We start from the raw sequence: 26,290 nt of genomic DNA on the forward strand, positions 1-26,290 counted from the left end.
CTGGACGACATGGAGGAAAGTCATGGCTGGACTTTTCGCTCAACATGAGAGCGGCTGAGGCCATCTATCGGTCGCCGCTGGACGCGGCCGGCGGGCTTACGGTCACCGGAAGCGGCAGGCAACATGCATGCCATGCCGTGAAGGGGAGGAGGCTGCCGAGTTTTGCGGTCGTGCTGGTGGAGCGCGGGCAGGGCTTCCTGGAAACCGCCGCCGGCGGGCGCCGGCATATCGAGGGACCAGCTCTCTTCTGGCTCTTTCCCAATCGCCGCCATTCCTATGGGCCGGACGAGGGCGGCTGGGATGAGCGATGGGCGCTGTTCGACGGTTCGTTCACGCGGGATTTCGTGCGCCTGCGCCTGATCGCCGAGCGGCAGCCCGTCGTGGCGCTGCGCCACGTCGAGGAGGTGGTACGACTCTTCGCATCTCTGCACGTCGATCTCATCAACGACACCCCTCTCGGCCAGGCCTCAGCGGCATCGGCGCTGCATAACATCGTGATCTCGGCCGCAAGGGAGGCGAGCGCTGCGGCGAGCGGGGGCCGGGTTGATGCCGGCGACATCATTGAGATGTTGCGGGGGAGAGCGCTACAGCCGCTCGACCTTGCTGCTTTCGCCGTGGAGCACGGGATGTCGCCGGCCACGCTGCGCCGCAAATTCGTGGCTGAAACGGGTTTGCCGCCTAAGGCATTTCAGCTCCGGGTCCGCATGGACCATGCCAAGCAATTGCTGGCCACTAGCGATGAAAAGATTGAAACCATCGCCGCCAGGATCGGCATCGACGATCCGTTTTATTTCTCGCGCCTCTTTCACGCGCGTGAAAGCTGCAGCCCAAGCCAATTTCGGGCGCGGTACCGGAGGATGTGAGCGGCGCGGGAAATTGCCGTTATATGAGGATCCTTCGCCTTTTCCGCGACACCTAGGATAAAATCGATCAATACGTGAGCTGATTTTAAATATTGTTAGCGATTTCCTGCTGTAGCTTTTAATCACTCCGGGTAACTTTAAAATCTATTGCCTTTTCTATAAGTATCCACCAAAGATATGGAAATATCATTCGCAGTTCTGTCAATGTCGTTCTGCCAATCAGCGGGGGATATGCACTGAAGTATTTTGTTGTCTACGCGCTGGTGTGCTCGACGGTTGGGGTAGTCCTTCTCGTCGTCATCCATCAGATCGCACCGTTCGACACGGACGGGCCGAACCATTTTGTCGCCGAGCGAATGATCGACGACACTGCGACCGGGACGGTCGGCAGTGCGCCGACCCGGCCAGATGACCTGGTTGTAGGGTCAACTCCTTCGCCCAATCAACCGCCCGTCCAACGGTCCGACCAATGGGACCTCCGGCCAACGAATTCGCCGGCGGAGGATCCATTCAATTCATCGGTTGCACGAAAGGGCGGTCGGGTGGGAACGCCGATGCAGTGACCAGGGGAGCACCGCGCAATGGCTGCTGGACCCCAAACACAGCCCAAAAATCGAGTTGATACGAGAGGCGCCACTGTTTCAGCGTCCGTTGCAAAATCCGCGCCACTGCCAGCAGAAGACTGGTAACGCTCCTCATGCTTGATGCCACTATTATACAGCCTAAAGAGTAACAGCCGGTAATTTCAGGCTGCCCGCCCCGCCCGGTGCCGGCGAGCTGAGGTCGGGGATCAACACGGCTGCGGTGCCGCATCACTATTATCGTCATCGGCCTCGATTGCAGCGGCCCGAACTGTCAATATTGACAGTATCGCGTTGCTTGCAGGAGGTTGCGATGGATGTGAGCTGTGTGACGATCAGGCTTATCGAGGCAGACGAGGTGGAATCTTTCCGGCGCATCCGACTGGAAGCGCTTCGTGTGGAACCATCCTCCTTTGCCAGCCGCCTCGAAGATTGGGAGGCTCTTTCGGAGGTAGACTGGCGCAATCGCCTGAATGAGCCGGTGTTCGTGGCGTTTCAGGACGGCGAACCTGTCGGCGTAACCGGCCTAGTTCGGCAGCGCTCGAGCAAAATGTCCCATCGTGCGACGGTCATCATGGTCTACATCAGCAAGAGCCTGCGCGGGACCGGTCTTGCGGGCAGATTGCTGGACGTGGTTACCGATCATGCGCGCGCGACAGGGATTCGGCAGCTCGAACTTTTCGTCAGCGCGGAGAACACTGCGGCAATTCGGTTCTACCAGCGCCAGGGCTTCTCGGAGGTCGGCAGGATTCCCGGTGGGGTGCTCGAGGAGGGCAGGGAGATCGATGACGTGATGATGGCGCGCCGTATCGTCGATTAGGCGTCACACGGACTTTTTCGCGTAAAGGTTTATCTCAGCTCTTGACCTCAGCCGCGGTTGGGGTCGCAGGATGCGGACATGAGCGGGAGCTGTGCCATGACGAGAATTCTGAGAGACGAGGATCTGGTGGGCGGCGCGTTGATGTCCATCGCCATCGACGCGCTCGAGGCCGCCTTTCTCGCGAGAGCCGGCGATCGCTTGATCTCCCCACCTCGGCATCATGTTTCGTTTCCCGATCGAGGCGATCTCGTTTTCACGGTTGGAGGCCTCATGGGTGAGAAGCCGATCGCGGGTTTTCGCGTCTACGACACATTCAATGGGGCGGAGCATACGCAGATCGTCGCCGTGTGGTCGGCCGATGACGCCAGGCTCGAGGGCGTCATTCTAGGCGAGCGCCTCGGCAGCCTGAGGACCGGCGCCATCGGAGGGCTCGCCATCCGGCATCTCAGCGCGCCTGATGCCAGGATCGTCGGGATCATCGGCAGTGGGGCGCAGGCGCAATCCCAGCTTGCCGCGGCGGTCGCCGTTCGCAACCTCGACCGCGCCCGCGTCTATAGCCGCGACGAGACAAATCGCGCAGCCTTCGCAAGCGAGATGCAACACGCCCTGGGGCTTGACGTGGAGCCGGTCGACAGCGCCTCGAAAGCAGTTGACGACGCCGACATCGTCATCTGCGCGACCACGAGTCAAACACCTGTCGTCCATGCGCGGGATTTGAAGCCCGGCGTGCACGTCAACACCGTTGGCCCGAAAACGCTTCAAGGATACGAACTCAGCTTGGATGTCGCCGATGTCGCCGCCGTGATCGCGACGGATTCTCCCGAACAGGCACGTGCCTATGCTTCGCCGTTTTTCCTCACTGGCTCCGGCAACAATGATCGCATGGCCGATCTCGCCGACATCATCGCCGGGAAAGCGCCCGGACGGCGATCGTCCGAGGAGATAACGCTGTTCTGCTCGGTGGGTCTGGCTGGAACGGAAGTCGTTGTCGCCTCGGCGATACTCCGATCACCCGCCCTCGTCCTTCGAGGCACCTCCTCAGGATGATCCTTCGAGGCTCCTTCGGAGCACCTCAGGATGAGGGCTGGTCGTGGTGCGGGCAGCGTGTGTTCGCCCTTCTCACGTCAGGCCCAGGACGTCCCGCATATTGTATTCGCCGGGCGCGCGCCCTGCGATCCAGCGGGCGGCGGCAAGCGCGCCGCGGGCGAACATGCCGCGATCGAGAGCCGAATGCGAAAGCGTGAGAACTTCCTCGGCGGCGGCAAACAGCACCGCGTGTTCTCCGACGAGCCCGCCGGCGCGCAGCACGGCGAAGCCGATCTCGCCGGGCGGCCGCCCGCCGGTGATGCCGTCGCGGCCGCGCCGCTCGACGGAGGCGAGGGAAACGCCGCGTCCTTCAGCGGCCGCTTCACCGAGCATCAGTGCCGTGCCGGACGGCGCGTCGATCTTCTGGTTGTGATGCGCTTCCAGGATTTCGATATCCCAACCATGGGCAGGAAGGGCGCGCGCGGCCTGGCTGACGAGGCCAACGAGCATGTTGATGCCAATCGAGAAATTGCCGGAGCGCAGGATCGGAATGGTGCCCGCGGCCTCGGCGATCCGCTCGAGCTCGTCCGGCTCGAAACCTGTGGCGCCGATCACCAGAGCCGGCCCGCCCGCCGCGGCGCATAAGCCGGCAAGTTCGGCGGCAGCAGCTCCCGTCGTGAAATCCAGGATCACGTCGGCTGCCGCCATCGCGGCCGAACGATCGATCAACCCGGCGCCCGCGGCGGCCTCACGGCCGATGCCGCCGACGAAGGCAAAATCCGGATCGGCTGCCAGCAGTGACAAGAGGGCTCGACCCATGCGGCCGTTCGCGCCGGCGACGGCTACTTTGATTGGTGTGGTCACGTTCTTTCCTAACTCAGGAGGGTGAGCGCGAGGCGGAGGGGTTTTTCGCGCTGAACGCACATAAAACAGAGCGATGGTGTAGACAACGAGTGAGATCGGTATTTCCGCGAGACGGGATCAGAATGATGCGGGCGCCGGGCCCGGCGTCTTCTCGGGGCTGCCTGGCATCTACCAGTTGCCGGGGTCGGCGGTATGATCGATGCTGGCAAACTCGTCAGCTTTATGCCGGTCCAGCCTGACCTCGGTCGTCACGTTCGTCTCGTCGGTGACCGAGTAGCCGTCAGGGATCGGCCCCTTTGATAATTCCTGATACAGAAGCAGAGCGGCCTCCTCGGCGCTATCGGCCTCGATCTCGCGGGTAATTGATACGGTGTACTTGTGCATGGCTTCGGCCTCTCGATGGTCGCGCAGGTATGGCAGTCTGACACGAGTTTTGTGTTGGGGACACAAAAACCACGCCGCGTGGAATTTGATTCATGTGACGGCTTCGGGCCCCATTCGATGCCGGCTCGGACTTCTGCCGCGTTGATTTGAGGCCGCGGCTCGATGCGTTGCCATGGCCAGCACCGCCGATGTGGCAGCTCGATCCTCATCTGCAGGAAATAATTCTGCATAGGCTGGAGAAAGACGGTTCGGCTCTTACTTCAGTTGGAGCAGGAAACGAACAGCGAAGGGGCCTCGCGATGGCGAAGAATACGATTTGCGTCTGGTACGACAAAGAGGCTGAGGCGGCCGCCCGCTTTTATGCCGCGACTTTTCCGGACAGCGCCGTCGGTGCTGTCATTCGTGCGCCGGGAGATTATCCCGAGGGCAAGCAGGGAGACGTGTTGGTTGTCGAATTCACCGTTGCGGGTATTCCTTGCGTTGGACTGAACGGCGGTCCTACATTCAAACACAGCGAAGCTTTCTCATTTCAGATCGCAACCGAGGATCAGGAAGAAACCGACCGCTATTGGAACGCCATTGTCGGCAATGGCGGCCAGGAAAGCCAATGCGGCTGGTGTAAAGATAAATGGGGCGTGTCCTGGCAGATTACGCCTCGGGTGCTGACCGAGGCGCTGGCCGCAGGTGGTGACGAGGCAAAGCGCGCCTTTGATGCGATGATGACCATGCGGAAGATCGACGTTGCCGCGATCGAGGCCGCCCGGCGCGGCTGAGCCGCCCGGACGATCTTTGTTCGGCCTAGGCCGGTGCATGGCGGGTTTCAGAACCAGAGATCGCGCACGCGGCGTCCCTGGGAGGGAAGGTCTTCGAATGTCTCAAGCCCATCGAAGTGATCGATGGGCAAATCGGCCACGAGATCCGGGGGCGCAAGCCGAATGTTGACGGCCATGCGGCGGCGGCCATCCTTTTGAAGCCGCAGGCCGCGCCAGCTCAAAATGCAGGCGCAGGAGGGGCAGAACAGGATTTCGAGAGATGAGTTCTCCCTGCCGGCGCGGGTATAGGACGCGGTCTGCCCGATCAGAGCGATACGCTCCCCCTCATAGTCATAGGCCCACAGAACGCCGTAGCGTCGGCAGAGGGTGCAGTTGCACGCGGTAATCGAGCCGGGATCGCCCTCGAGCGTCCAGCTCGTCTTGCCGCAATGACATGAGCCCGTCAGCATGCGCGTGCGTTCAACCTCTGCGCCTCTTCACACGCCGCATCCTGCCTCAATCGGATAGGGACGGCAATTGGACATTGCGACGTTGCTTCCCAGGCCCGAGCCATTCGCGATAACGCCCACTCGATCATTTTGAAATTTCTAATTGAGGTTGAGGCCGGAAGATGATCCCATGCGACCTGGCGTAGTTGAGTCCACGTCTCTTCCCCCTTTGATCCGGTGGCCAATGTCGATTTCAGATGCGATCTATCGTCCTTTCGAAACCTGGATCAGGCCGCTCGATATTGCCTATCGGCCGCTGCCGTCCAAGGGGCCCGTGGCCGTCCTTCTGCATTTCATTTCGATGTTTCGCGGCGTGCTGATCACCCTTGCGCTTTGCTCCATGGTGTTCGAGGTGATCAACCTGACGATCGTCTGGGGGCTTTCGGTCATCGTCGATGGCGTGACGCAACAGGGTGCTGCCGCCTTCCTGGAGAAGGAGTGGCTGCTGCTTGCTGTCCTCGGCTTCCTGATCTTTCCCGTGATGCCGATCGTTTCGTTCACGCTCAACACGCTGAGTTCGCATACATTGGGCATCGCCATGCCGGCTGCCATTCAGTGGCAGGGCCACAAGGCGGTGGAGCGCCAGGACCTTGCCTTCTTCCATGATCTCTATGCCGGCCAGGTTTCCTCGCGGCTGCAGCAGGTGTCTTCCGCCGTCCAGCAGCAGATCCTTGCCGGCTTCCAGTCCATCCCGCGTTTCCTGATGCAACTGGTCGGCTCCGTCATCCTGCTGAGCGCTCTGGCCTGGCAGCTTGCCGTGCCGGTTGTCGTCTGGATCGCGCTCAACGTCGCATTCACCGCCAAGGTCGTGCCTGTTTTCGTCGAGCGTTCGCGCCGCACCGCCAAGCAGCGCAGCATGGTGGCCGGCGCCATCACCGATCTCTATACCAACATGCAGATGATCAAGCAGTTTGCGGCCGAAGACAGTGAGGCAGGCGCAATCCGCCGCATCATTCAGAAGGCCGTGCAGACGCAGCATAGCGAGCAGCGTATCTATCGCTCGTCGGAAGTAACCGTTGTGGTTCTCAACACCCTGCTGTGGCTGGCCATGCTGTCGATCGGATTTTCCGGCCTCGTCAAAGGCTTCCTCACGGTCGGCGAGTTCGTCGGCGCGGTCTACATCCTCCACCGCCTGTCCTCGCAGATCTTCGTCTTCCTGCAGATGGGCCAGCAGATCTTCCAGGCGATCGGCACGATCAAGGACGCCATGCCCGTCATGACGACGCCGCCGACGATCAGCGACCGGCCGGATGCGAGCGAACTTGCCGTGCAACAGGGCGAGATCCGGTTTGAGAATGTCCGCTTCACCTATAAAACGGGCAAGCCCGTGATAGACGCCCTGTCGCTGACGGTGCGGCCGGGCGAGAAAGTGGGGCTGGTCGGCCTCTCGGGGGCCGGCAAGACCACGCTCGCAAACCTGCTCCTGCGCTTCTACGACATTAAGGAGGGCGCGATCCTGATCGATGGACAGGATATTCGCACGGTCACTCAGACAAGCCTTCGCCGCGCCATCGGCGTCATCGCGCAGGACGTCGCGCTGCTGCACCGCTCGGTCGGCGACAATATCCGTTACGGCCGGCCAGGGGCGACGCAGGAAGAGATCGAAAGGGTGACGAAGATGGCGAGCGCCGATGCCTTCATCGCCGATCTTGCCGACAGCGAGGGCCGCAAGGGCTATGACGCCTTCGTCGGCGATCGTGGCATCAAGCTCTCCGGCGGCCAGCGCCAGCGCGTCGCCATTGCCCGCGTGCTGCTGAAGGACGCGCCGATCCTGGTGCTTGACGAAGCGACCTCCGCCCTCGACAGCGAATCCGAGGCCGCCATCCAGGAAAGGCTGAACCTCGTCATGGAGGGAAAGACAGTGATCGCCATTGCACATCGGCTTTCAACCATTGCCAGGATGGACCGGATCGTGGTGCTCGATCACGGGCGGATCGTGGAAGAAGGCAGGCCGGACGAACTGGTCGAACGGGATGGCCTGTTTGCCCGCCTGTGGAAACGCCAGACCGGCGGTTTTATTCCTGAAGACATCGACGAAGCCTTGCCGGCTTTGCCTGAGACTTGAACGAAGCCGAAAGATTGCCTGTCATATCGGGCGCCGCACCTCCCACGGAGCGCTATTCCACCAGCCCGAAGATCGGGCCGTAGCCGCCGTGCCAGGACCAGTCGTTGCGTCCCATCGCCGGATTGTAAACTCCGACGCCGCGTCCGCCATCGAGAAACAAGGCGTCGCGGCATTTCAGGCGATCGCGGAAAAGCCGCGCGAAATCGTGGAAATTCACGCTCTCGTCGCTGATTGCGAAGCGAACAGTTCCGTTTTCGCAGACGCCGACACCGCTTCGGCGGGTTCGGTCCGTCGAGCCTGCGATGAAGATCGGGTTGAGGTTGCCGGCGATGACGAGCATCGGACCGGACTGCGTGGCAAAGCGCGGCTTGGTGGCGAGCTTCAAATACTTTCCGGTCGGTACTATCCCAGCGCCTGCTTCACCAAGAAAGAACACGCCATTCGGCTTCTTGTAGAAATTCGGCACCTGGCCGGCGGCGCTTTCGGCAGCTGCCATGTTGGCCGGTTTCAGTTCCCTGCCGTTCTCGACATACAGTCCCATCGGCGAAAAGTCGGCCCGGTACATGCCGGCATTGACGGCGAAAGTCAGGTTTCGCCCTTCGGCGCGAACGGCTTCGGCAAGGTTTGAAAAGGCGCGGTATGGCTCGCCGTCGGCGCCCTTCCAGAATAGACGCAGGTCGACTTTCCCCACTTCCAAGGTGCAGATGACGTATTTCGCCTCATCGAAGGTGACCTTTTCGCATTGTTCGGCCTGCGCGTGGTGAAGGGGCAATAAGGCTGCCAGCACTAATGCCAGAGCGAGCATGCCATGTTTCAGATAGGTCATTTGGGTCAGGCATCCGATTTGCCGCCACGAGCTGGATCCGGTTTCCGCCCTGGCGGCACTGCGGGGAGTGGGAACTCCGTAAATACCGCAATGATCGCTTTTCTGTGACTGGCAGCCGATGATTTCTGCTGGGTGGCGTCTGAATGTCTACGCAACTACCGGTGCAATGGATTCAGCCCGAATGCCTCGATGGGTTTCTCGGCGCTATCGGGTGGATGCCGGGTGCCGGGGCTAAGTCACCCCCACCTGGCCGCCGGCAAGCAGGTGAGGGTGGGGATCGTCAGCGGCAGTTTCTACCAGGCGGTACGGGCGGTGCCGAGGGCTGTCGTGTGCGAGGATGAAACCTGGGCGACGTGCGCCTTGAGCGATACGACACAGTTTCCGGGATAGGTGAGTTTGTGCAGCGTCAAATGCTTGAGCAACGCTTCTGCGTCGCGCTTCTCGGTCAGCGGAAATGTCACAGTCATGCGAGTTCTCCAAACGACAAACTGAGCATTGGTAAAAGTTAATGCCGAGTTTCTTTTGCGCCGCAACAAAAAAATTTTAATAATAAAATAAAATCGATTAACTCTGGGATGCTGATTTTTAAAATCGTTTGAAATTCTGTGGCGATTACCGATCGGATTGATCGGTGGCAGAAGCGGGTCAACCAGGCTCGCCGCTGCGAGCTCAGGCGCGGTATCTTCCGTTACGGGCGGCCCAGTTTTTGAGGCGCAATCCGTTCAGCCTGATGAAACCTTCGGCGTCATGGTGGTCATAGGCGACCCGCCCTTCCTCGAAAGTGACGAGATCGGGGGAATAGAGCGAGGAAGGGGAGACTCGGGATATGACCGAGGCGTTTCCCTTGTAGAGCCTCAGCGTGACTTCACCGCTGACGAAGGCCTGACTTCGGTCTATGAGGGCTTGCAGCATGTCCCGCTCGGGAGAAAACCAGAACCCATTATAGATCAGCTCGGCGTAGCGGGGCATGAGCTCATCCTTCAGATGCGCGGCGGCGCGATCGAGGGTGATCGATTCGATGCCGCGATGAGCCGCAAGCAGGATCGTGCCTCCGGGTGTCTCGTAAACGCCCCTCGACTTCATGCCGATGTAGCGGTTTTCCACCAGATCGAGCCGCCCGACGCCGTGTCGCCCGCCTCGCTCGTTGAGTTCGGCGAGCAATGCGGCCGGCGTCATCGGCCTGCCGTCCACCGAAACCGGGTCGCCGCTTTCGAAGCCGATCGCGACAGTCTCGGGCCGATCCGGAGCGTCGACAGGATCGACCGTGCGCTGATAGATGTAATCGGGTGCGATCTCCGCCGGGTCTTCAAGCACCTTACCTTCGGTAGAGGTGTGCAGCAGGTTGGCGTCGATCGAGAAGGGGGCGTCGCCGCGCCTGTCCTTCGGCACGGGGATTTGATGCCTTGCGGCATATTCCAGCAACTGGGCGCGGGAGCGGATATCCCATTGGCGCCAGGGGGCAATGACCTCCATTGAGGAGTCGAGCGCATTGACGGCGAGTTCAAAGCGGACCTGGTCATTGCCTTTGCCGGTTGAGCCGTGGGCGACGGCGTCGGCACCGACCTCACGGGCGACAGCGACGAGGTGTTTGGCGATCAGCGGGCGGGCGATGGAACTGCCGAGGAGGTACTGGCCCTCATAGAGCGTATTGGCCCGCAGCATGGGAAAGACGAAATCTCCGACGAATTCCTCACGCAGATCGATGATGCGAATGTCCCGAACACCCAGCATCTTCGCCTTAGCGCGGGCCGGTTCGAGTTCCTCGCCCTGGCCAAGGTCAGCGGTGAAGGTGACAACCTCGCACCCATAGGTCTCCTGCAGCCATTTGAGAATGATCGACGTATCCAGCCCGCCGGAATAAGCGAGCACGATTTTTCCCATCTTTCTTGCCATCAGCTCTTCTCCATATCGATGCGTTGGAACGATAGGCCAAAGCTCACGCAATAAGCTTGCGAAGCGTCCCTGAAATTGCGAAAGTTTGGCATGATATGCCAATATTCTGTGTTACGGAGCTTTAAAATGTCACTCACCTTGGATGCGATCGATCGGCATATCCTGCGCGTGCTCCAGCGCGACGGGCGCATTTCCAATGTCGAGCTGGCAAGGGAGGTGGGGCTGTCGCCTTCGCCATGTCTACGCCGGGTGAGGCTGCTGGAAGAGGCAGGCATCATCGATCGCTATGTCGCCGTGCTCGACCCGGCAAAGGTCGGGGCGGGTCTGACGGTTTTCGCCCGCGTGTGCTTCCGGACTCAGGATGCAGAGGTGACGCTGCGCTTCGCCGAGGCGGTGCGACGGTTTCCGGAGGTGATGGAATGCTACCTTTCGACAGGAGAATGCGACGCCGTGCTGCGCATCGTCACCGCCGATCTGCACAGCTACTGGCGCTTCCAGGCCGATCATCTGACCCGCATTCCAAGCGTGCTCAGCGTCAAGACCGACGTGCCGATGGAAACGCTGAAACGGAGCTACGAGCTGCCGCTGCGATAGGCGCCGCTTACGCGCGGCGCCGTGTTAGCCAGACGAGGCCGGTGATCAAAGCAGCATCATGAACGGCGTGGGTGAGGTACTCCAGCGCCGTTTGGGGGCCGGCGCCGATAACCATGGTAAAAGCGCCGACCAGGGTTCCGAGAAGGGCGAAGGACTGGGCGCAGAGCGCGGCCGAGCTGGCGGAGAAGAACATGGACGCAATCTTTGCGGCGCAGCGTGCTTACGATGAAAGGGATGCCGGCTGATGATGCTTAAGTCGTCGGGACATCCGGTCGGGCCGCAATGCGCTTGCCTGCTCGCCCGACCGGCAGGTGGTGGGTTCGGAGCCATCATGGTGCCTGCTCCGCCACCCGTGGCGCGGTCAAAACTGCTGCCGCTCGCTCAGGCGGTCCTGATCCGGCGCAGGCGTGTCGCGCACCACTGCCATAAGGGCGAAACGATATAGCCGACGGCCGGGATTGTCGCGAGCCCGATGAGGATGCCAACGAGACCCGCACCGGTCGCTTGAACCAGCCAGGAAAGCACGGCGCCGCCGGCCGGTACTGCATGGGCGACGGCTTCCCCGGTATCGTGGAGGAGATGGCTCAGCCAGGCGAGGCCGAAGGTTTCGGCGCCGTGCACGATGATGCCGCCGCCGACCCAGATCATCGCCGCTGTCCCGATCAGGCCGAGCACCTTGAGAAGATAGGGCATGCCCTTCACCAGGCCGCGCCCGAGTATGCGCAGGGGCGCGCCTGCTTGAGAAGGGGAGGAGCGCTGGGCAAGCCAGAGGCCGAAATCGTCCGCCTTCACGATCAGAGCGACGACGCCGTAGACTGCAGCCGTGATGATAGTTCCGACCAGGGCGAGAACCAGCGCCTGCATCGCCAGCCCCGACTCGGACAGCGAGCCGAGCGTGATCACCATGATTTCGGCGGACAGGATGAAATCGGTCCTGATGGCGCTCGCGACCTTTTCGTCCTCGAAGGTCTTCGGATCGACGCTGATCGACTCGAGCCCCGCCTCGTGTGAATGGGCTGCGTGCGGCACAACGAGCTCGTAGACCTTTTCGGCGCCTTCGTAGCAGAGGTAGAGCCCACCGAGCATGAGCAACGGCGTCACCGCCTGCGGCACCAGAAGGCTGAGGACGAGTGCTGCCGGCAGGAGGAACAGAAGTTTGTTCTTGAGGGAGCCGACGGCGATCTTCGCGATGATCGGCAGTTCGCGCGCCGCCGACAGGCCGGTCACATAACGCGGCGTGACGGCAGCGTCGTCGATCACGACGCCGGCAGCTTTGGCGCCGGCTCTGCCCGCCTGAGCGACCACGTCGTCCAGGGAAGCAGCGGCCGCCTTTGCAAGCGCGGCAACATCGTCAAGCAGGGCAATCAGGCCGACACTCACAAGCAAACCTCTCGTTTAGGGATATGGACAGCGAAAATAGTCAATCGGGCGGCAGCTGGAAAGAGGCGCTGCCACGGATGGTTGCGGCGCCCGATCAAAATGGCAGGCGCATCACTCGGCCGGGGTTCGATCCGGCGGCAAAGCAAAGATTTTACCAGACTCTAATCATCCTCGTCTTCGTCAAGGCCGAGGTGTTCGAGGCTGCGGAAGCGGCCGAGCCCCAGGGCAGCGAACGCGTCGACATGGCCGGTGGCCTCGACGCCGAGACGTCGTAAGGCTGGGTTGATTGGGTCGTCCGGGCCGATCGGGTCCCGCGTATCCGGTTTTGCGGCGCTGAATATCATGTCTCCGTCCGCGAATGCGGCGGCTGCCTGGGAACCGGCTCCGCCGAAATATTCCGTCTCGATATAGGCCAGCAGGCCATGTCCATAGGCGGTCGCCAGAGGCTGCTCGCACTCGATCTGGACATGGATGTGGTCGTCGTGGCGGGCGGCCCGGCATCCCTGAAAGCGGACATGGGCGTCGCTGATACCGAGCGCGTTCTTCAGATGCGGTTCGATGAAGATCTTCTGCAGACCGAAGCGTGCGACCCCTTCCGTCGTTAGCCAGGCGACCGCCGCCGCAGTGCGCTGCTCCTCGATCCGGTAGGCCGGGAACAATGGCTGCAACGCATCGAAATTCCAGCGGGTGGTGAGCCAGTCATGGTGGCCCGCGCAGGGCAGTTCCTCGCCCGGGCCGGGCTCCTCGAAGGCGAAATAACCGATCGGCGAGCGGGTGGCGCCATTCAGGAAGGCACCCCCGGCATTCTTGTAATAATAAGCGAAATCAAGCTTCTTGCCGTCAGCATGCGAGAGATGCGGCAGCAGCGGGAAACCGTTGACGAAGGGGAAATTCGCATCCAGCGCGACGGTGACGGTGCCGGGGAATTGCTGGTCCATGTGAGTGGCGAGGGCCTCTGCGAGATCGCGAAGTTTGGGCGTGATGTAGTTGCGGTTGAGCGCGCAGTAGATAGGCGAGTGGACAAGGAGCCTGTCTTCGGCGCCTGCCATGCAGGAGAGTGGGACGCGGCCGAACGCCGGTGCCGCAAACTGTGTGGCGACGGTCGCGGCGGCGTAGCACAAAAGGAAGAGCGCGAGTTTGGCAGGAAATCGCCTAAGGCCGCATATGCGCGCGGCGGCGAGGGCGAAGAGATAGGCGACGCCACCGATCTGGGTGAGCAGCGTCAGGATGAGAGCGGCGAGGGCGTGGAGGATGAGGCGGAGCACCGGGCGGCCTTGCGGAAGGGAGGTTGCATTGCCTTAGGCGAGGGAGTGGGGATGTGCAAGATGGGCTGCGAGTGTGAGGAGGGGGCGGTGGGTTGTTCGCTTTGCCCAAGCCAATGGGGATGTGCCGTGTGGCCCCCTCATCTGCCTGCCGGCATCAGCCTGGGCGAGCCACGGGTCTCGCCCGTCCTTCGGACCCCCGAGGGGAGAAGCGGAATGGCGGCAAAGCGGCTTGCACCTTCTCCCCAGCGAGCGGGGGGACGGTGCCGGCAGGCGGATGAAGGGGCGAGCGACTGGGGGAGCGAGTGCTCTGAGCGTAAGCGAAGGCAAACACTCTCCATGCCGCCGCCCCCGATCTTAAACCCGCATCGACAGCTCGATATCGTCGGCGAACGGTGTCGAGAGGTAGCCGGCGGCGAGGGTGCGCACGCGGGCGAGACGAAAAAATACGAATAATTCGTCGCGTCGGCTAATCGCATTGCAGGACGCCGCCATGATAGACCAGCCAAGTGCCCGGATTTCAGGTTCGCTCCAGCGAGCTCGTGGCGGCGATCCTTGATGCCGCTGCTCAGGTTTTGGCGCGGGAAGGCGCCCAGCGCTTTACCACGGCGCGGGTGGCCGAAAGGGCGGGCGTCAGCATCGGTTCGCTCTACCAGTATTTTCCCAACAAGGCGGCGATCCTCTTCCGGCTGCAGAGCGACGAGTGGCGCGAGACGACCGGCCTGCTCGCGACGATCCTGGAGAATGGGCAAAGGTCGCCGCTCGACCGGCTGCGCCGCCTTGTCCACGCTTTTCTCCGCTCCGAGTGCGAGGAGGCGGCGATGCGGGTGGCGCTGCATGATGCGGCACCGCTCTATCGCGATGCACCGGAGGCACAGGCGGCGAGGGCGTCGGGCGACCGGATCGTCGAGCTTTTCATGCGCGAAGCGCTGCCATCGGCGCCGGAGTCGACCCGGGCGCTGGCCGGCGACCTGATCGGCACGACGCTTGGCACGGTGGGAAAGCAGTTTTCGGAGGTTCCACGCAGCTCGGCGGAGATCGAGGCCTATGCGGACGCGATGGCGGATATGTTCTGCGCCTATGTGGAAAGGCTCGGATGAAGCAGAGCCGGGGACGGCAGGCTTCGGCGAAGGAAGCGGCCGTTTCCCAGAAAAGTCACGGCATGTTTCCACATCAGCGCATAATCGGTGCGGCTTGAACAGTTCACCTGTCGATTCCCGCAGCGCCGTGTCTGGCGTCGATGGCCGCCCGCTATTGACGGGCAATCCGTTTTGACAGTTCGGCAAGAAGCTGGTCGTGGCCGTGGCCGGGGTTGGCCTGGATGATATCGACGGCAAGCGTGATGGCACGGCGGCCTTCGATGCTGTCGATGTCGAGCTTCCTCTCTTCGCACCATTGCCGGACGGCGTCGGTGACAGTGGCTATCTCGCAATCGTCGAGCGGGATTTGGCACAGGAGCACGGTCGTTCCCCCTGAAGCGGCGAGAGCATATATGGTCTCTCAAGCGGTCTCGCCGATGATCCGATGGGCCGACGTAGCGACTCTACGCTTATTCCGAGGCAAAGCTACAGCTATTTTGGCGCGATCCGGCGGCCGCCGGGCGAGCCTTGCCGTTGCCGCGTCCAAGGCTGCCGAAGGCGGACGCACCGCCTGTTTTTTGCTATAATCGCGGGAGCCGCGGTGGATCCCATGGCCTGGCGAATCGAGGCGTAGGTGAGATGAGCGATGTTCAGGAACGACTCCTCGACAGCAAGATGACCGAGATGGAGCTTGCCCGGTCCTGGAGCCCGCGCGTCATCGCCAAATTCGAAAGCCTGATCCGCGGCGGCGACGATTTCTCGCTCTACCGCATCAACCCGCTGGCTTTCGCGCGCGACCAAGCGATCTCCGAGGCCGAAAGCATCGATCTCTTTCTCCATGCGACGCGCAGCGGTCTGTTCGAGATGAGCTGGGACGTCGTCTGTCCCCAATCCGGCATGGTGCTCGACAGTTTCGGCGCGCTGCGGACGCTGAAGACCCACTATGTCTGCGGCCTTTGCGACGTCTCCGGCGAAACCGACCTCGACGACTTCATCGAAGTGACCTTCACGGTGTCGCCGCAGTTGCGCCGGCTGCCGTTTCACGATCCCGGCTCGCTTTCGGTCGAGGATTTTCACTGGAAGGCGCGGTTTCTGAGCGATGCGCGGCTGCCCGGCCAGCAGGCCCGCTTTCTCGATGTCCTCAAGGGGATGGTGCGCGGCCTGACCTTCCTGGCCCCCGCATCCGTCACGACGGTGAGGGCGGAGCTCGGCGCCGGGGCGCTCGCCGGCATAAATGTGCAGACCCAGGCGAGCTTCGCGCTGCCGGTGACAGGCGAGCCCGTGACGGTGCCGACGCTCCTGCGCGTTCGATATGACGGGCAGCGGTTCTCCGCTTCGCTGCCGGCGGTGCGGCCGGGCCCTGTCATCGTCGAAATCGAGAACTCGGCGGCTGTGCGCGGGTCGCTGCTGCTGATCAACTGGCCGCCGGAAATCTTGGCGCAGACCACCAAGCCGGTTCTCGACTTCGATCCCTACATGTCGGGCGGCATGCTGCTGGCTCGCCAGACCTTCCGGCGGCTGTTCCGCTCCGAGCGCGTCGACGAGAGGGAAGGGCTCGGCATCCGCCAGGTGACGCTGCTGTTCACCGATCTCAAGGGCTCGACGGCGATGTATGAACGGCTCGGCGATCTCAACGCCTATGCGCTGGTGCGTGAACATTTCGCCTTGCTCGGCGCCACGGTGCAGGAGCATTCGGGCGCAATCGTCAAGACGATCGGCGATGCTGTGATGGCTGCCTTCTCCCGCCCGGCCGATGCGGTTTCGGCGGCGTTGCGTATGCTTGGGGAAATCGAGCGCTTCAACAGCGAACATGGCGATCCCAGCATCATCCTGAAGATCGGCGCCCATTGCGGCCCGTCCATCGCCGTGACCTTGAACGACAACCTCGATTATTTCGGACAGACGGTCAATGTCGCTGCCCGGGTGCAGTCACTGGCCGATGCCGGCGAGATCTGCATTTCCGAAGCGCTGTTTTCGGCAGCTGGTGTCGCCCAGTTGCTTTCCAGCCACCGGCTGGCCGCCTTCGAGGCCCCGCTGCGGGGCGTCGAGGGAACGGCATGCGTATACCGAGTGATGCCGGGTTAGATCTGACGCGAGCAGGCGACCCTTGCGACCGCCTTGCCCGGACGGCCTGAGCCGGCAATTATTTCGCCAGCACGATATGGGTGGCGTGTTCGCTGGCGACATGTTCGGTGACGCGGAAGCCGAGGTCCGGCAGGTCTATGCCTGAAAACATCGCTTCGCCTTTGCCGAGCACGACGGGAGCGATGGCGAAGTGCAGTTCATCGATCAGGCCCGCCTGCAGATATTGCCGCACAGTGCTGACCCCGCCGCCGATCTTGACGTCCTTGTCGCCCGCCGCGGCCTTCGCCTTGCCGAGCGCTTCCTCGATGCCCCCGGTGATAAAGTGGAAGGTCGTGCCGCCTTCCATGACGATCGGCTCGCGCGGATAATGGGTGAGGATGTAAGTCGGCGCATGGTAAGGCGGGTTCGGACCCCACCAGCCTTTCCAGGCATCGTCCGGCCACTCGCCGCGGATCGGGCCGAACATGTTGCGGCCGAGGATGAAGGCGCCGAAACCGGCCATGGCGCGGGCGGCATAATCCTGGTCAATGCCTTCAGAGCCGTCGTCCTTGCCCGTCATGGCGCGGAAGGTGCGGGTATGGAAGAACCATTCGAACATTTCCGGCCCCCGCTTTCCCAGGGGATCATTCAGGCTTTGCTCCGGGCCGGCGCCGAAACCGTCCACGGAAATGGAAAACCCTGCAACGCGCACCTTGGCCATGCTCTCCTCCACATGATTGCAATATGAAACTAGTTGTTTTCTCTCACAAGCGATCCTATAATGCAACTGGTTTTTATAGGAGATGCTCCGTGGATATTGAGTTGCGGTCCGGCTGCCCGATCAACCTGACGATGGAAGTGCTGGGTGACCGGTGGAGCCTGATCATCATCCGCGACATCATGTTTGGCAACCGCCGGCATTTTCGCGATCTGCTCACCAATTCGGAGGAGGGCATCGCCTCCAATATCCTGGCGGCCCGACTGAAACGGCTGCTCTCGCTCGGCTTCATCAGCAAGCGGGACGACCCGAGCCACAGCCAGAAGGCAATCTACAGCCTGACGGAGCCGGCGATCCAGCTCGTGCCCCTCTTCGCCATGATCGGCGCCTGGGGGAGGCGTCACCTGCCGGTGACGGAGGATCTGAGCATTCGAGCGCAGCTTCTGGAAGAGGGCGGGCAGCCGCTTTGGGACGAATTAATGGAGGATCTCCGACAGATCCACATTGCCGATCCGGTGGGCGGAGCAAACGGGACGGTGACTTCGCCGGTGCTGGCGCGGCTGACGGCGGCGTTTCTGGAGGTGCGGGAGAAGATGGCGCGTGGGATGGCGACCGTCTTGATCGGGGCAAGACTGAGGCCATCGAGATAGAGGCGCGATTTCGAAAGCTGGCCCTTCGGCGCACCGAGATTGGAATAGGTGGAGAGCGTCCCGCTCTCCTTGAGCGGTACCGAGCTGCACCCGGCCACAGCCACGGCCAGCGCGTTGACCGTAATTGCTTTTCCGGCCAGCGAAGGTGGAAGGCGTGCCGTGCGACCTCACCCGACCCGTCGGGCCACGTTCCCCGCACTAAGGAGAAGAGGTAGCAAGGCCTGCGTACAGTGCCAAACGATGCGTCTATTCAAAGGCGCGTTGCCTGATATATCGCTGGGGAAGCGGCATTCTCCCTCTTCTCCCCAACGGGGAGAAGGTGGCCCGAAGGGTCGGATGAGGGGGCTGCACGGGACACCTTCCAATATCGCCCCTCGCTTACGCCACCATCGAGGCGACGCGCTTCGGCTTCGCTGCTGCGAGCCGCATCAAATCGCCCGCCGACCGGGCGATGGTGATCGCAGGCAAGGAGCCGAAGGGGTTGGACCTCTCGCTTCCCTCGCGCCAGCGGATGAAATCCTGGCTCGGCGGCAAACCGAATACGTCGCCTGCGATGCCTTCGGCCGCGAGCCTGGTCGGCGTCGTCGCCGCCAAATATGGTGCGCCGCCGCAATGTACGGAGAAGAAGCCGAAGCCGGCCGCCGCTGATTGACCGAGTGCTCAGCCACGCCCCAGGCGGACGGGCAGAGGCGGCAAGCTTCGCTCCGTCCGCCTTTTGCCATTCGGTTTTAGTCAGCCGGCGCTGGCCGTAGCCGGAAATATAATTTGGTGCGATCGGGCCGGTCAGATGGATGCGATCCGCGCTTGAACAGTTCGCCGCCATTGCGCTCGATCACCCGCCGTGACGCGTCGTTATCCTCGTTGCAGAGAATGATGAGACGGGCGAGGCCGTGCTTTTCCGCCACGGCCAGCAGCAGCCTGAGCGCCCTGGTTGCGTGGCCATTGCCCTGTTTCCATGGCACGACGGAATATCCGACATGACCCGACACCTCGGGCGGCAGCTCTTCTGTGCCGGGTATAAAACGAAGGCCGTCCCAGATCCAGAATAGCTGCGTGCACAGAGACTCCCGTCCCAATCGGACGGCTCGCTTCGGATCAGGATTGAGGGCGTCGAGGAAGCGTGATCTGTCCCGGCGCAGCCGTCGAAGCTCGCCCATGATAAAGGTCTCGTCTCCGGCTCGGCGCGGATCGGGCGACCAGCCGGCGGCAAGCGCCGTTTCAAAACCCGACAAGTTATCGAGATCGGGCGAAAGCAGGACGACACGGCCGGCGGCCTCTGCTGTAGCTTTGACTGTCATCGCGCAGCTGTGCCTCCCAATCCCCGAAGGTGAGATCCTCCGGCTGGAGCCGCAAGACAAACACAATCCATGGCCGATGGGAAGTCTGGCGAGGTGCTCGGTTACCGTTGCTCGGTAACGTGGGGCCCTGCGCTCACGCAGCAAAAAGCCCCGCATCCTGATGCGGGGCTAGCAGTTGGGATTGTCATACCCGATCAGCGGCACTGACGGCGCGGGCCGTAATTTGGCTGATAGGTATTGTCGTAAGCGCGGTACGACCGATAGCGGGCGTAGCAATATTCGGCATGCGAGCTATAGCCACGCGAACCATAGGCTCGCGGTTGCGAGGCGATGATGCCGCCGATCAGAGCGCCGGCTGCCAGGCCGCCGATGATGGCCCCGGTATTGTCATGACGGTGATACCGCCGGTGATAGCGGCGATCCCAGCCGTAGCGGTCGTCGCGATAGTAGTGACGGTCACGGTAGTAACTGCGATCGCTGTAATGTCTGCGCCTGTCGCCATAGTGCGAGCAGACGATCGAGAACCTGTTGCAGCCGACGGTCATGATCCGGGCATCGGCATCGCCCGGCGCCGGCTGGGCCGCCGATTGAATCGGGCTCGGCACGAAGGCCGGGCCTGCCGAAGCCGGCGTTCCGGAGAGGGCCGTCGCTATCGACAGGACAATGATGGCGAATCTGTTCATGTCACTCACCTTGAGTCACGGATGTATCGAGGGGATAACGCGGATTAAGGAAATAAGTTTCTTTTTGGGATGCGGGACCCTGACTATGTGCGTCTTTGCTAACGCAGTCGGGGCCGTGGCAGAGACCTGATCAGGGACTCCGCTTCTCCTATGCATGACGCTCCGACGGTCTCGCTAAGCATAAAACTCTGCGCGATATTCCAGCATCCTGCGGTTCTGGGCGAATATCAGCAGAAGATGGATCGTGCCGAAATTCGGCAAGAAGTTCAAATTGCAAGTAGATGCTAAACCAGTCCTTATGGCGATGCTGCTTCAATACCTGCATGTAACGGCGTCACTCTCATGTCTGAAAGACCACCCATGCAGCTCTCCAGAATTATCGGCCTTCTCTGTCTCTCTACGACCCTGGCGCTTGCGCCGCTCAACATCGTATTTACCGATCTTTCGCCTGCCTTCGCCAAGGGTGGTGGCAACGGCGGCGGTGGCGGTGGCGGCAACGGCGGTGGTGGCGGCAACGGCGGAGGCGGCGGCAACGGAGGCGGCGGCGGGAGTGGTGGCCATGGCGGCGGCAGCAGCCATGGCAGCGGCGGCGGAAACGGAAGCAGCAAATCGGGAGGAAAGGCTGAAAACGGCCGCGGTGCCAACAAGTCCACCGGCAAGACGGGCAAGACAAACACGACCAAGCGGGGTGTGACTGCGAAGAGCGTCGGCAAGGTGGCGACTTCTGTTAAAGCGCCCGCGGAAAAGCCGGCAAAGAAACCGGCGGCACAGCTTGCCGGTCTCAACTCCCTAAAGCGCAATTTCCATGCCCTCATGAAGACCGCGGATCCGCGCATGGCTGGGATCGCGGCATTCGCAACTGCCTATGCGCAGTATGAGATGGCGAACGGCGTTGCTCCGCCAGCCGACGATCCGCTTCTGGGCGATGCGGCGCTCACGGCAGCGCTTGCGGCCGCGACCAAGACGGGCACGGTCACTCCGGAAGTTTTGAGCTGGGCAAAGGACGCACTCGGCGTCGGCACGGCGGTCGGCACGATTGACCAGATGCGGGAGACCATGGCGGGGCAGGCCCCGGCGACGGAAACCCCTGCAGAGGGAACCGAAACCGAGAATGCGGTCGAGGGCAGCGAGACGACAGATCCTGCCGTGACCGCGGAAACGCCGGAAGCCGACACCGGCAGCGCGGAAGAGGTATCGGGAACGACCGAATCCGCGCCGGTTATCGATCCGACTGAAACCTCCGCATCGATGAGCGCGGAAACCACCGGCCTCTGATCGCACACCTGGGATGACGTGCCCGATCAGCCTTGCTTGCCGCCGGCAAGCAGGCAAAGTTGGGTCTCGTCATGCACGCCCTGCCGGTAAAGCTCGATGATGAGGGCGCCGAGACGATGGGCTTCCTCGCTTGATCTGTCGATGTCGAGCCTGTTGCAAAGGGCTTCGTGGACACGTCTGCAAACAGCGAGGTCCTCCGAAGCGAGCGGTTCGTCACGCGTGCTGAACAGCTTGTCTGACATCGCAGTCTGCCCTTTTTTCGATGCCGTGAATCGCTATTGCGAAAAAAGATAATTTCGCAGACCTTGCTCCGCAAGATGGGCGAACGTCTGAAATGAAAAACCAATGTGACGGTTCAAGATGTTGCAGCGCCCTATGCCCCTCTGAAAAAAACGCGCGGCGTTGAAATCGAGGCGCGCGAAGACGCGGGCGAGGGCATGGAGATGGGCGGGCTGACGGCTCCAGCACAGATCTACCTGGTTGCCGGGTCCTTGCCGCCCTGCTGCGACAGGCGCAGCTCTTTTAGCCGCTGGGTCTTTTCCCGACGAGCCCGCTGCTCCGCCTCGATGGTTTCCTTGGCGGCTCGCTCGGTATTTTCGAAACGATCCTGCCGGTAAGCCTTTGATGAGGGTTCGCGTTCTCTTTTCATGGCCGCTAAACGCAAATCGGCGAAAACGGTTTCATGCGAAAGCCGTTTTACCGGAAAACGGCATGGCCGTCGGGCGCCTCGTCAGCGCCCGACGGCCTGGGTATCAGCCTTTGATGAAGGCGAAGATGTCGGGGTTTATGATATCGGCATGGGTGGTGCACATGCCATGCGGGAATTTCTCGTAGACTTTGAGCGTGGCGTTCTGCAGCAGCTTGGACGAGAGCAGGGCGGAGGCGGCGATCGGCACGATCTGGTCGTCGTCACCATGCATGACGAAGGTCGGCACGGTAATGATCTTCAGATCCTCGGTGAAGTCGGTTTCCGAGAACACCTTGATTCCGTCGTAATGCGCCTTGGCACCGCCCATCATGCCCTGGCGCCACCAATTGTCGATGACCGGTTCCGACACTTTCGCGCCCGGCCGGTTGAAGCCGTAGAACGGACCGGCTGGGAGGTCATAGTAGAACTGCGAGCGATTGGCGGCAAGCTGCTGGCGCAGACCGTCGAAAACTTCGATCGGCAGGCCGCCGGGATTGGCTTCGGTTTTTACCATCAGCGGCGGTACGGCGCCGATGATGACGAGCTTGGCAACGCGGCCCTGCGGTTCGCCGTGGCGGGCAACATAGTGGGTCGCTTCGCCGCCGCCGGTGGAGTGGCCGACATGGACGGTATTTCTGAGATCGAGATGCTCGACGACGGCTGCGGCATCGGCGGCGTAATGATCCATGTCGTGACCGTCGCCGACCTGGGTGGAGCGGCCGTGGCCGCGCCGATCATGGGCTACGACGCGGTAACCCTTCCCGAGGAAGAACAGCATCTGGGCATCCCAGTCGTCGGCGCTCAGCGGCCAGCCATGGTGGAACATGATCGGCTGGGCGGTTTTCGGCCCCCAATCCTTGTAGAAAATCTCGACGCCGTCCTTCGTTGTGACTGTGCTCATGTCATGACTCCTTGATTGGTTGGATTGGACTAAAACCGTTGCAGGCTGGATCGGCAAAGCCACGAGCGGCGTTACGCTAGGGCCAGGGACCGCGCCTGCGGGGATCAACATCGACTCAAGATATGATGATGTTCTTATTGAACACCTGGTTCTATTCCATTGATATAACAGATGTTTGATAGGCGTATCTTCGTGCTATGTGCCCATCCTCCCGTCGTGACGACGGAACATGGCGCGCTTTTCCTGACTGCTACGCGATGCGAACATTCCTTTGATCCCCGTATCTCGGTTGTGGCAAGCTGCCGAATGCGGGCTGATATCAGCAATGAGCCATTTTATTTCCATTCGTTCAACCTGTCTCTCGCGATAGTTCCACATATCTGTCCGGCTAGGTCGCGTTCCCTCCTGTTGCGTCGGGCTGCGGGGCTCCGCTGGCGCTCACTTGAACGCGGGTCGACGCCCAACCATCTATTTCTCTCGGACACCGCCATGGCGAACGATCACAACCGCGATTGCTTTGCCGGCGACGGGACGGCCGTTGCTGCCGTCAGAGGATCAGATCATGGGCTACATGGATAAGGACATCGCCCCCGGGGACGACCGGGCGCTGATCGATGCCTATTCGCAATCGATCGCAGCCGCCGTCGACATGGTCGGGCCGGCGGTCAGCCGGATCGAGCGGGTGGGAGGCCGGCAGGGGCACGGCTCGGGCTTTGCCGTTTCGCCCGATGGCCTGATCGTCACCAACAGCCATGTCGTCGACGACGCCAAGCTCGTTCGCATCACGACGCCGGGCGGATTAATTACCGAGGGGCGTGTGCTTGGCCGCGATATCGACACTGATATCGCTCTTGTTCGGGCCAATGCGAGCACGGGGGCCTGGGCGACGCTCGGCGACTCCCAGCGCTTGCGCAGGGGTCATATCGCGATCGCGATCGGAAACCCGCTAGGCTTCGAATGGACCGTCACTGCCGGCATCGTCTCGGCGCTCGGCCGCTCGATGCGGGCGGCAAGCGGCAGGCTGATGGAGGATGTCATCCAGACCGACGCCGCGCTTAATCCCGGCAATTCCGGCGGGCCGCTGGTGTCCTCGGGTGGCGAGGTTATCGGCGTCAACACCGCCGTGATTCAGGGCGCGCAGAGCATCGCTTTTGCCGTGGCGTCGAATACGGCCAATTTCGTCGTTTCGGAAATCCTCCGCTATGGCCAGGTCCGGCGCGCTTTTATCGGGATTGCCGGCGACACGATCGTGCTGCCTCGCCGGGTGGCGCTTGCAGCGGGCACAGTGCAGACGACCTCCGTTCGCATCCGGCGTGTCGAGCCGGACGGGCCGGCGGCAAAGGGCGGGTTGCAGGAGGGCGATTATATCCTTGCCATCGACGCCAACCCGGTCGGCGGCGTCGACGATATTGTCAGGCTGATGGATGGCAGCCGGATCGGCAGAGAAACGGAAATCCTTGTGTTCTCGGTGGCCGGCCGGATCGAGAAGAAGATCTTGCTGCCGAAGGCGCGGTCTTAAGCCGTGGGTGGCGACGAAGAGATAACGTTAGGTCAGGCGCTGACCGCTTCCTGCTCCGTCCCGGAAAAATCCACGGCCGCGAAGGCTGCCGCCAGCACCTCCGGTCCGGCGCCGCTTTTTGCCGCGTCGGTGGAGAGGATCTGGCGGTAGCGCCGGGCGCCGGGCAGGCCGGTGAAGAGGCCAACCATGTGGCGGGCGACGTGCTGCAGCCGGCCGCCGCCGGCGATATGGCGCTCGGCATAGGCCATCATCCGCTCACAGAGCGCCGGCCAGTCGGGTTCTGCAGCCGGCGCACCGAAGAAGCGGTGGTCGACGTCGGCAAGCACCGCCGCATTCTGGTAGGCCGCCCGACCGAGCATGACGCCGTTGACATGGGCGAGGTGGCTCGCAGCCTCGTCGAGTGTGCGGATGCCACCGTTGATGCCGATGAAGACCTCGGGCCAGCGCTGTTTCATCCGGTAGACGATCTCGTAGTCGAGCGGCGGGATCTCGCGGTTCTCCTTCGGGCTGAGGCCCTTCAGCCAGGCCTTGCGCGCATGGATCCAGATCGCATCGGCGCCGGCATCGAGAACACGAGAAATAAGCGCGGGCAGGGCCTCTTCTGGCTCCTGCTCGTCGACGCCGATGCGGCATTTCACCGTCACCGGCGCGGTCGCGACCGCCTTCATCGCCGCGACGCATGCGGCCACAGTCTCCGGCGTCAGCATCAGGCAGGCGCCGAAGGTGCCCGATTGCACGCGGTCGGAGGGGCAGCCGACGTTGAGGTTGATTTCGTCATAGCCATAGGGTGCGGCGATCTTCACCGCCTCGGCAAGCTTGGCCGGATCCGATCCGCCGAGCTGCAGCGCCAGCGGATGTTCCGCCACGTCATGGCCGAGCAGCCGCTCGCGCGGGCCGTGGATGATCGCATCGGCGACCACCATCTCGGTATAGAGCAGCGCCCGGCGGCTGATCTGGCGGTGGAAATAGCGGCAATGCCGATCCGTCCAGTCGATCATCGGGGCGACCGCAAAAATCGGCCTTTTCTGCGTCATCGGCGTTTCATTGTTCCTGTGTTCGCAGGCTGCCGCGGCAGGGTGCCGCTCCTGCCGCGCGCGGGCGGATTATCGTCAAAGGCGCATATAACACTTGCCGGTGCGATCGACAAATTCGCAAGCGCAAACGCAAACGGCGCCCCTAGCGGAGCGCCGTTCATGCCGCAGAAAGCGGAAATCCGACTTACGAAGCCGAGATGTTGACGGCCTTCGGGCCCTTGCCCATGCGGTCGGGCTCGGTGTCGAATGTAACCTGCTGGCCTTCGCGCAGCGACTGGATGCCAGAAGCCTGCAGCGCGGAGATGTGGACGAAAACGTCCTTTGCGCCGCCGTCCGGCGTGATGAAACCAAAACCCTTGTCCTGGTTGAAGAATTTTACGGTGCCTTTGGTGGCCATTGGGATCGTCCTTTTCCCTTAGTCTGTCTAGTATCCGCGCCCCCGAGGGGAAGCGGACGGCTTTAGCTTTCGCCCCGAATCGATGGGACGAAGGGTCAGTCGGAGAAGTCACGTACGGGGAAAGAACGTCTACGCAGGCGGGTATTCCCGCGTCTCCTTCCGTAA

28 protein-coding genes and 4 pseudogenes are annotated in these 26,290 nt (G+C 62.1%); 12 read left to right on the forward strand and 20 right to left on the reverse strand.

Annotated elements, in window-relative coordinates:
* The first annotated feature begins 44 nt into the window (after positions 1-44).
* From PYR71_RS11845 to PYR71_RS11855, 3 genes are all read left to right on the forward strand, one after another.
* The gene (locus PYR71_RS11845; protein WP_275619483.1) at positions 45-863 is read left to right on the forward strand and encodes a helix-turn-helix transcriptional regulator; all 819 of its coding nucleotides are present in this window, start codon (positions 45-47) and stop codon (positions 861-863) included.
* An 894-nt stretch (positions 864-1,757) separates the two neighbouring features.
* On the forward strand, positions 1,758-2,264 hold the full coding sequence (locus tag PYR71_RS11850; RefSeq protein ID WP_275619484.1) for a GNAT family N-acetyltransferase: 507 nt from the start codon (positions 1,758-1,760) through the stop codon (positions 2,262-2,264).
* Positions 2,265-2,360: 96 nt separating this feature from the next.
* Positions 2,361-3,311: an ornithine cyclodeaminase family protein gene (locus PYR71_RS11855; protein WP_275619485.1), complete on the forward strand. Its 951-nt coding sequence runs from the start codon at positions 2,361-2,363 to the stop codon at positions 3,309-3,311.
* 72 nt (positions 3,312-3,383) lie between these two features.
* Here the strand turns inward: PYR71_RS11855 and dapB are convergent, their stop codons facing one another.
* A complete protein-coding gene (gene dapB / locus PYR71_RS11860; RefSeq protein ID WP_275619486.1) occupies positions 3,384-4,154 on the reverse strand; it encodes a 4-hydroxy-tetrahydrodipicolinate reductase in 771 nt (256 codons plus the stop codon).
* 168 nt (positions 4,155-4,322) lie between these two features.
* Positions 4,323-4,538, reverse strand: a complete 216-nt coding sequence (locus PYR71_RS11865; protein WP_183913091.1) for a hypothetical protein — start codon at positions 4,536-4,538, stop codon at positions 4,323-4,325.
* Between the two features lie 299 nt (positions 4,539-4,837).
* Here PYR71_RS11865 and PYR71_RS11870 point away from each other — a divergent pair, with 299 nt between their 5' ends.
* The gene (locus PYR71_RS11870) at positions 4,838-5,311 is read left to right on the forward strand and encodes a VOC family protein (protein ID WP_275619487.1); all 474 of its coding nucleotides are present in this window, start codon (positions 4,838-4,840) and stop codon (positions 5,309-5,311) included.
* A 47-nt stretch (positions 5,312-5,358) separates the two neighbouring features.
* Here the strand turns inward: PYR71_RS11870 and PYR71_RS11875 are convergent, their stop codons facing one another.
* On the reverse strand, positions 5,359-5,760 hold the full coding sequence (locus PYR71_RS11875; RefSeq protein WP_275619488.1) for a GFA family protein: 402 nt from the start codon (positions 5,758-5,760) through the stop codon (positions 5,359-5,361).
* Between the two features lie 223 nt (positions 5,761-5,983).
* On the opposite strand from PYR71_RS11875, the gene PYR71_RS11880 reads away from it, so the two are divergent.
* Positions 5,984-7,864 (forward strand): ABC transporter ATP-binding protein, encoded by a 1,881-nt coding sequence (locus PYR71_RS11880; RefSeq protein WP_275619489.1) that lies wholly within the window; start codon positions 5,984-5,986, stop codon positions 7,862-7,864.
* Positions 7,865-7,916: 52 nt separating this feature from the next.
* Here the strand turns inward: PYR71_RS11880 and PYR71_RS11885 are convergent, their stop codons facing one another.
* From PYR71_RS11885 to PYR71_RS11895, 3 genes are all read right to left on the reverse strand, one after another.
* Positions 7,917-8,690: a phosphodiester glycosidase family protein gene (locus PYR71_RS11885; protein WP_275619490.1), complete on the reverse strand. Its 774-nt coding sequence runs from the start codon at positions 8,688-8,690 to the stop codon at positions 7,917-7,919.
* Positions 8,691-8,983: 293 nt separating this feature from the next.
* A complete protein-coding gene (locus PYR71_RS11890; RefSeq protein ID WP_016733396.1) occupies positions 8,984-9,157 on the reverse strand; it encodes a hypothetical protein in 174 nt (57 codons plus the stop codon).
* A gap of 202 nt (positions 9,158-9,359) precedes the next feature.
* Entirely contained in the window at positions 9,360-10,583 is a 1,224-nt protein-coding gene (locus PYR71_RS11895) for an argininosuccinate synthase (RefSeq protein ID WP_275619491.1), read from the reverse strand.
* 126 nt (positions 10,584-10,709) lie between these two features.
* On the opposite strand from PYR71_RS11895, the gene PYR71_RS11900 reads away from it, so the two are divergent.
* The gene (locus PYR71_RS11900) at positions 10,710-11,177 is read left to right on the forward strand and encodes an Lrp/AsnC family transcriptional regulator (RefSeq protein WP_275619492.1); all 468 of its coding nucleotides are present in this window, start codon (positions 10,710-10,712) and stop codon (positions 11,175-11,177) included.
* Between the two features lie 7 nt (positions 11,178-11,184).
* Here PYR71_RS11900 and PYR71_RS11905 read toward each other — a convergent pair whose 3' ends face one another.
* The 4 genes and pseudogenes from PYR71_RS11905 to PYR71_RS30820 all read right to left on the reverse strand — a co-directional run.
* Positions 11,185-11,370 carry a hypothetical protein gene (locus tag PYR71_RS11905; protein WP_275619493.1) on the reverse strand — a complete coding sequence of 62 codons (186 nt, stop codon included), beginning with the start codon at positions 11,368-11,370 and terminating at the stop codon, positions 11,185-11,187.
* 188 nt (positions 11,371-11,558) lie between these two features.
* A complete protein-coding gene (locus PYR71_RS11910; protein WP_275619494.1) occupies positions 11,559-12,557 on the reverse strand; it encodes a DUF808 domain-containing protein in 999 nt (332 codons plus the stop codon).
* A gap of 455 nt (positions 12,558-13,012) precedes the next feature.
* A pseudogene (locus PYR71_RS11915) lies at positions 13,013-13,822 on the reverse strand (hypothetical protein); the annotation flags it as partial.
* 354 nt (positions 13,823-14,176) lie between these two features.
* Positions 14,177-14,257, reverse strand: a pseudogene (locus PYR71_RS30820) (O-methyltransferase); the annotation flags it as partial.
* Positions 14,258-14,328: 71 nt separating this feature from the next.
* Between PYR71_RS30820 and PYR71_RS11920 the strand changes: the two are divergent.
* A complete protein-coding gene (locus PYR71_RS11920; protein ID WP_416340290.1) occupies positions 14,329-14,919 on the forward strand; it encodes a TetR/AcrR family transcriptional regulator in 591 nt (196 codons plus the stop codon).
* Between the two features lie 151 nt (positions 14,920-15,070).
* Here PYR71_RS11920 and PYR71_RS11925 read toward each other — a convergent pair whose 3' ends face one another.
* Positions 15,071-15,280, reverse strand: a complete 210-nt coding sequence (locus PYR71_RS11925) for a hypothetical protein (protein WP_275619495.1) — start codon at positions 15,278-15,280, stop codon at positions 15,071-15,073.
* A 257-nt stretch (positions 15,281-15,537) separates the two neighbouring features.
* Here PYR71_RS11925 and PYR71_RS11930 point away from each other — a divergent pair, with 257 nt between their 5' ends.
* Positions 15,538-16,983 carry an adenylate/guanylate cyclase domain-containing protein gene (locus PYR71_RS11930; RefSeq protein ID WP_275619496.1) on the forward strand — a complete coding sequence of 482 codons (1,446 nt, stop codon included), beginning with the start codon at positions 15,538-15,540 and terminating at the stop codon, positions 16,981-16,983.
* Positions 16,984-17,041: 58 nt separating this feature from the next.
* Here PYR71_RS11930 and PYR71_RS11935 read toward each other — a convergent pair whose 3' ends face one another.
* Positions 17,042-17,683, reverse strand: a complete 642-nt coding sequence (locus PYR71_RS11935) for a dihydrofolate reductase family protein (RefSeq protein ID WP_275619497.1) — start codon at positions 17,681-17,683, stop codon at positions 17,042-17,044.
* A gap of 89 nt (positions 17,684-17,772) precedes the next feature.
* Between PYR71_RS11935 and PYR71_RS11940 the strand changes: the two genes are divergently transcribed.
* The gene (locus PYR71_RS11940) at positions 17,773-18,330 is read left to right on the forward strand and encodes a winged helix-turn-helix transcriptional regulator (protein WP_275619498.1); all 558 of its coding nucleotides are present in this window, start codon (positions 17,773-17,775) and stop codon (positions 18,328-18,330) included.
* Here PYR71_RS11940 and PYR71_RS11945 read toward each other — a convergent pair.
* Positions 18,234-18,470: pseudogene (locus tag PYR71_RS11945) on the reverse strand (hypothetical protein); the annotation flags it as partial. The gene PYR71_RS11940 and the pseudogene PYR71_RS11945 sit on opposite strands and share 97 nt — an antisense overlap.
* Positions 18,471-18,781: 311 nt before the next feature.
* Between PYR71_RS11945 and PYR71_RS11950 the strand changes: the two are divergent.
* Positions 18,782-18,982, forward strand: a pseudogene (locus PYR71_RS11950) (DUF3313 domain-containing protein); the annotation flags it as partial.
* 76 nt (positions 18,983-19,058) lie between these two features.
* Here the strand turns inward: PYR71_RS11950 and PYR71_RS11955 are convergent.
* Complete coding sequence (locus PYR71_RS11955) at positions 19,059-19,628, reverse strand: GNAT family N-acetyltransferase (RefSeq protein WP_275619499.1); 570 nt, start codon at positions 19,626-19,628, stop codon at positions 19,059-19,061.
* Between the two features lie 194 nt (positions 19,629-19,822).
* On the reverse strand, positions 19,823-20,311 hold the full coding sequence (locus tag PYR71_RS11960) for a BA14K family protein (RefSeq protein WP_275619500.1): 489 nt from the start codon (positions 20,309-20,311) through the stop codon (positions 19,823-19,825).
* A gap of 360 nt (positions 20,312-20,671) precedes the next feature.
* Here PYR71_RS11960 and PYR71_RS11965 point away from each other — a divergent pair, with 360 nt between their 5' ends.
* Entirely contained in the window at positions 20,672-21,586 is a 915-nt protein-coding gene (locus PYR71_RS11965; protein WP_275619606.1) for a hypothetical protein, read from the forward strand.
* Between the two features lie 26 nt (positions 21,587-21,612).
* On the opposite strand, the gene PYR71_RS11970 is transcribed toward PYR71_RS11965, so the two are convergent.
* The 3 genes from PYR71_RS11970 to PYR71_RS11980 all read right to left on the reverse strand — a co-directional run bounded on the left by PYR71_RS11970 (position 21,613) and on the right by PYR71_RS11980 (position 23,175).
* Complete coding sequence (locus tag PYR71_RS11970) at positions 21,613-21,828, reverse strand: hypothetical protein (protein ID WP_275619501.1); 216 nt, start codon at positions 21,826-21,828, stop codon at positions 21,613-21,615.
* Positions 21,829-22,058: 230 nt separating this feature from the next.
* Positions 22,059-22,235 (reverse strand): hypothetical protein, encoded by a 177-nt coding sequence (locus PYR71_RS11975; protein ID WP_183913121.1) that lies wholly within the window; start codon positions 22,233-22,235, stop codon positions 22,059-22,061.
* A 103-nt stretch (positions 22,236-22,338) separates the two neighbouring features.
* Positions 22,339-23,175, reverse strand: a complete 837-nt coding sequence (locus PYR71_RS11980) for an alpha/beta fold hydrolase (protein WP_275619502.1) — start codon at positions 23,173-23,175, stop codon at positions 22,339-22,341.
* Positions 23,176-23,737: 562 nt separating this feature from the next.
* Here PYR71_RS11980 and PYR71_RS11985 point away from each other — a divergent pair.
* Complete coding sequence (locus tag PYR71_RS11985; RefSeq protein WP_275619503.1) at positions 23,738-24,694, forward strand: S1C family serine protease; 957 nt, start codon at positions 23,738-23,740, stop codon at positions 24,692-24,694.
* Positions 24,695-24,726: 32 nt separating this feature from the next.
* On the opposite strand, the gene dusA is transcribed toward PYR71_RS11985, so the two are convergent.
* Together dusA and PYR71_RS11995 are read right to left on the reverse strand one after the other, a co-directional pair.
* The gene (gene dusA, locus PYR71_RS11990) at positions 24,727-25,728 is read right to left on the reverse strand and encodes a tRNA dihydrouridine(20/20a) synthase DusA (RefSeq protein WP_275619504.1); all 1,002 of its coding nucleotides are present in this window, start codon (positions 25,726-25,728) and stop codon (positions 24,727-24,729) included.
* 184 nt (positions 25,729-25,912) lie between these two features.
* Positions 25,913-26,125, reverse strand: coding sequence for a cold-shock protein (locus PYR71_RS11995; protein WP_003540801.1), 213 nt, complete (start codon positions 26,123-26,125; stop codon positions 25,913-25,915).
* Positions 26,126-26,290 lie beyond the last annotated feature (165 nt).

It is taken from the genome of Rhizobium mulingense (genome assembly GCF_029194105.1).
GTDB classification, from domain to species: Bacteria; Pseudomonadota; Alphaproteobacteria; order Rhizobiales; family Rhizobiaceae; genus Rhizobium; species Rhizobium mulingense.

Coding starts and splice junctions, on each gene's coding strand:
- PYR71_RS11845 (WP_275619483.1), top strand. CDS start 45: ATGAGAGCGGCTGAGGCCATCTATCGGTCGCCGCTGGACGCGGCCGGC.
- PYR71_RS11850 (WP_275619484.1), top strand. CDS start 1,758: ATGGATGTGAGCTGTGTGACGATCAGGCTTATCGAGGCAGACGAGGTG.
- PYR71_RS11855 (WP_275619485.1), top strand. CDS start 2,361: ATGACGAGAATTCTGAGAGACGAGGATCTGGTGGGCGGCGCGTTGATG.
- PYR71_RS11865 (WP_183913091.1), bottom strand. CDS start 4,538: ATGCACAAGTACACCGTATCAATTACCCGCGAGATCGAGGCCGATAGC.
- PYR71_RS11870 (WP_275619487.1), top strand. CDS start 4,838: ATGGCGAAGAATACGATTTGCGTCTGGTACGACAAAGAGGCTGAGGCG.
- PYR71_RS11875 (WP_275619488.1), bottom strand. CDS start 5,760: ATGCTGACGGGCTCATGTCATTGCGGCAAGACGAGCTGGACGCTCGAG.
- PYR71_RS11880 (WP_275619489.1), top strand. CDS start 5,984: ATGTCGATTTCAGATGCGATCTATCGTCCTTTCGAAACCTGGATCAGG.
- PYR71_RS11885 (WP_275619490.1), bottom strand. CDS start 8,690: ATGACCTATCTGAAACATGGCATGCTCGCTCTGGCATTAGTGCTGGCA.
- PYR71_RS11890 (WP_016733396.1), bottom strand. CDS start 9,157: ATGACTGTGACATTTCCGCTGACCGAGAAGCGCGACGCAGAAGCGTTG.
- PYR71_RS11895 (WP_275619491.1), bottom strand. CDS start 10,583: ATGGCAAGAAAGATGGGAAAAATCGTGCTCGCTTATTCCGGCGGGCTG.
- PYR71_RS11900 (WP_275619492.1), top strand. CDS start 10,710: ATGTCACTCACCTTGGATGCGATCGATCGGCATATCCTGCGCGTGCTC.
- PYR71_RS11905 (WP_275619493.1), bottom strand. CDS start 11,370: ATGTTCTTCTCCGCCAGCTCGGCCGCGCTCTGCGCCCAGTCCTTCGCC.
- PYR71_RS11930 (WP_275619496.1), top strand. CDS start 15,538: ATGAGCGATGTTCAGGAACGACTCCTCGACAGCAAGATGACCGAGATG.
- PYR71_RS11935 (WP_275619497.1), bottom strand. CDS start 17,683: ATGGCCAAGGTGCGCGTTGCAGGGTTTTCCATTTCCGTGGACGGTTTC.
- PYR71_RS11955 (WP_275619499.1), bottom strand. CDS start 19,628: ATGACAGTCAAAGCTACAGCAGAGGCCGCCGGCCGTGTCGTCCTGCTT.
- PYR71_RS11960 (WP_275619500.1), bottom strand. CDS start 20,311: ATGAACAGATTCGCCATCATTGTCCTGTCGATAGCGACGGCCCTCTCC.
- PYR71_RS11965 (WP_275619606.1), top strand. CDS start 20,672: ATGCAGCTCTCCAGAATTATCGGCCTTCTCTGTCTCTCTACGACCCTG.
- PYR71_RS11970 (WP_275619501.1), bottom strand. CDS start 21,828: ATGTCAGACAAGCTGTTCAGCACGCGTGACGAACCGCTCGCTTCGGAG.
- PYR71_RS11975 (WP_183913121.1), bottom strand. CDS start 22,235: ATGAAAAGAGAACGCGAACCCTCATCAAAGGCTTACCGGCAGGATCGT.
- PYR71_RS11980 (WP_275619502.1), bottom strand. CDS start 23,175: ATGAGCACAGTCACAACGAAGGACGGCGTCGAGATTTTCTACAAGGAT.
- PYR71_RS11985 (WP_275619503.1), top strand. CDS start 23,738: ATGGGCTACATGGATAAGGACATCGCCCCCGGGGACGACCGGGCGCTG.
- dusA (WP_275619504.1), bottom strand. CDS start 25,728: ATGACGCAGAAAAGGCCGATTTTTGCGGTCGCCCCGATGATCGACTGG.
- PYR71_RS11995 (WP_003540801.1), bottom strand. CDS start 26,125: ATGGCCACCAAAGGCACCGTAAAATTCTTCAACCAGGACAAGGGTTTT.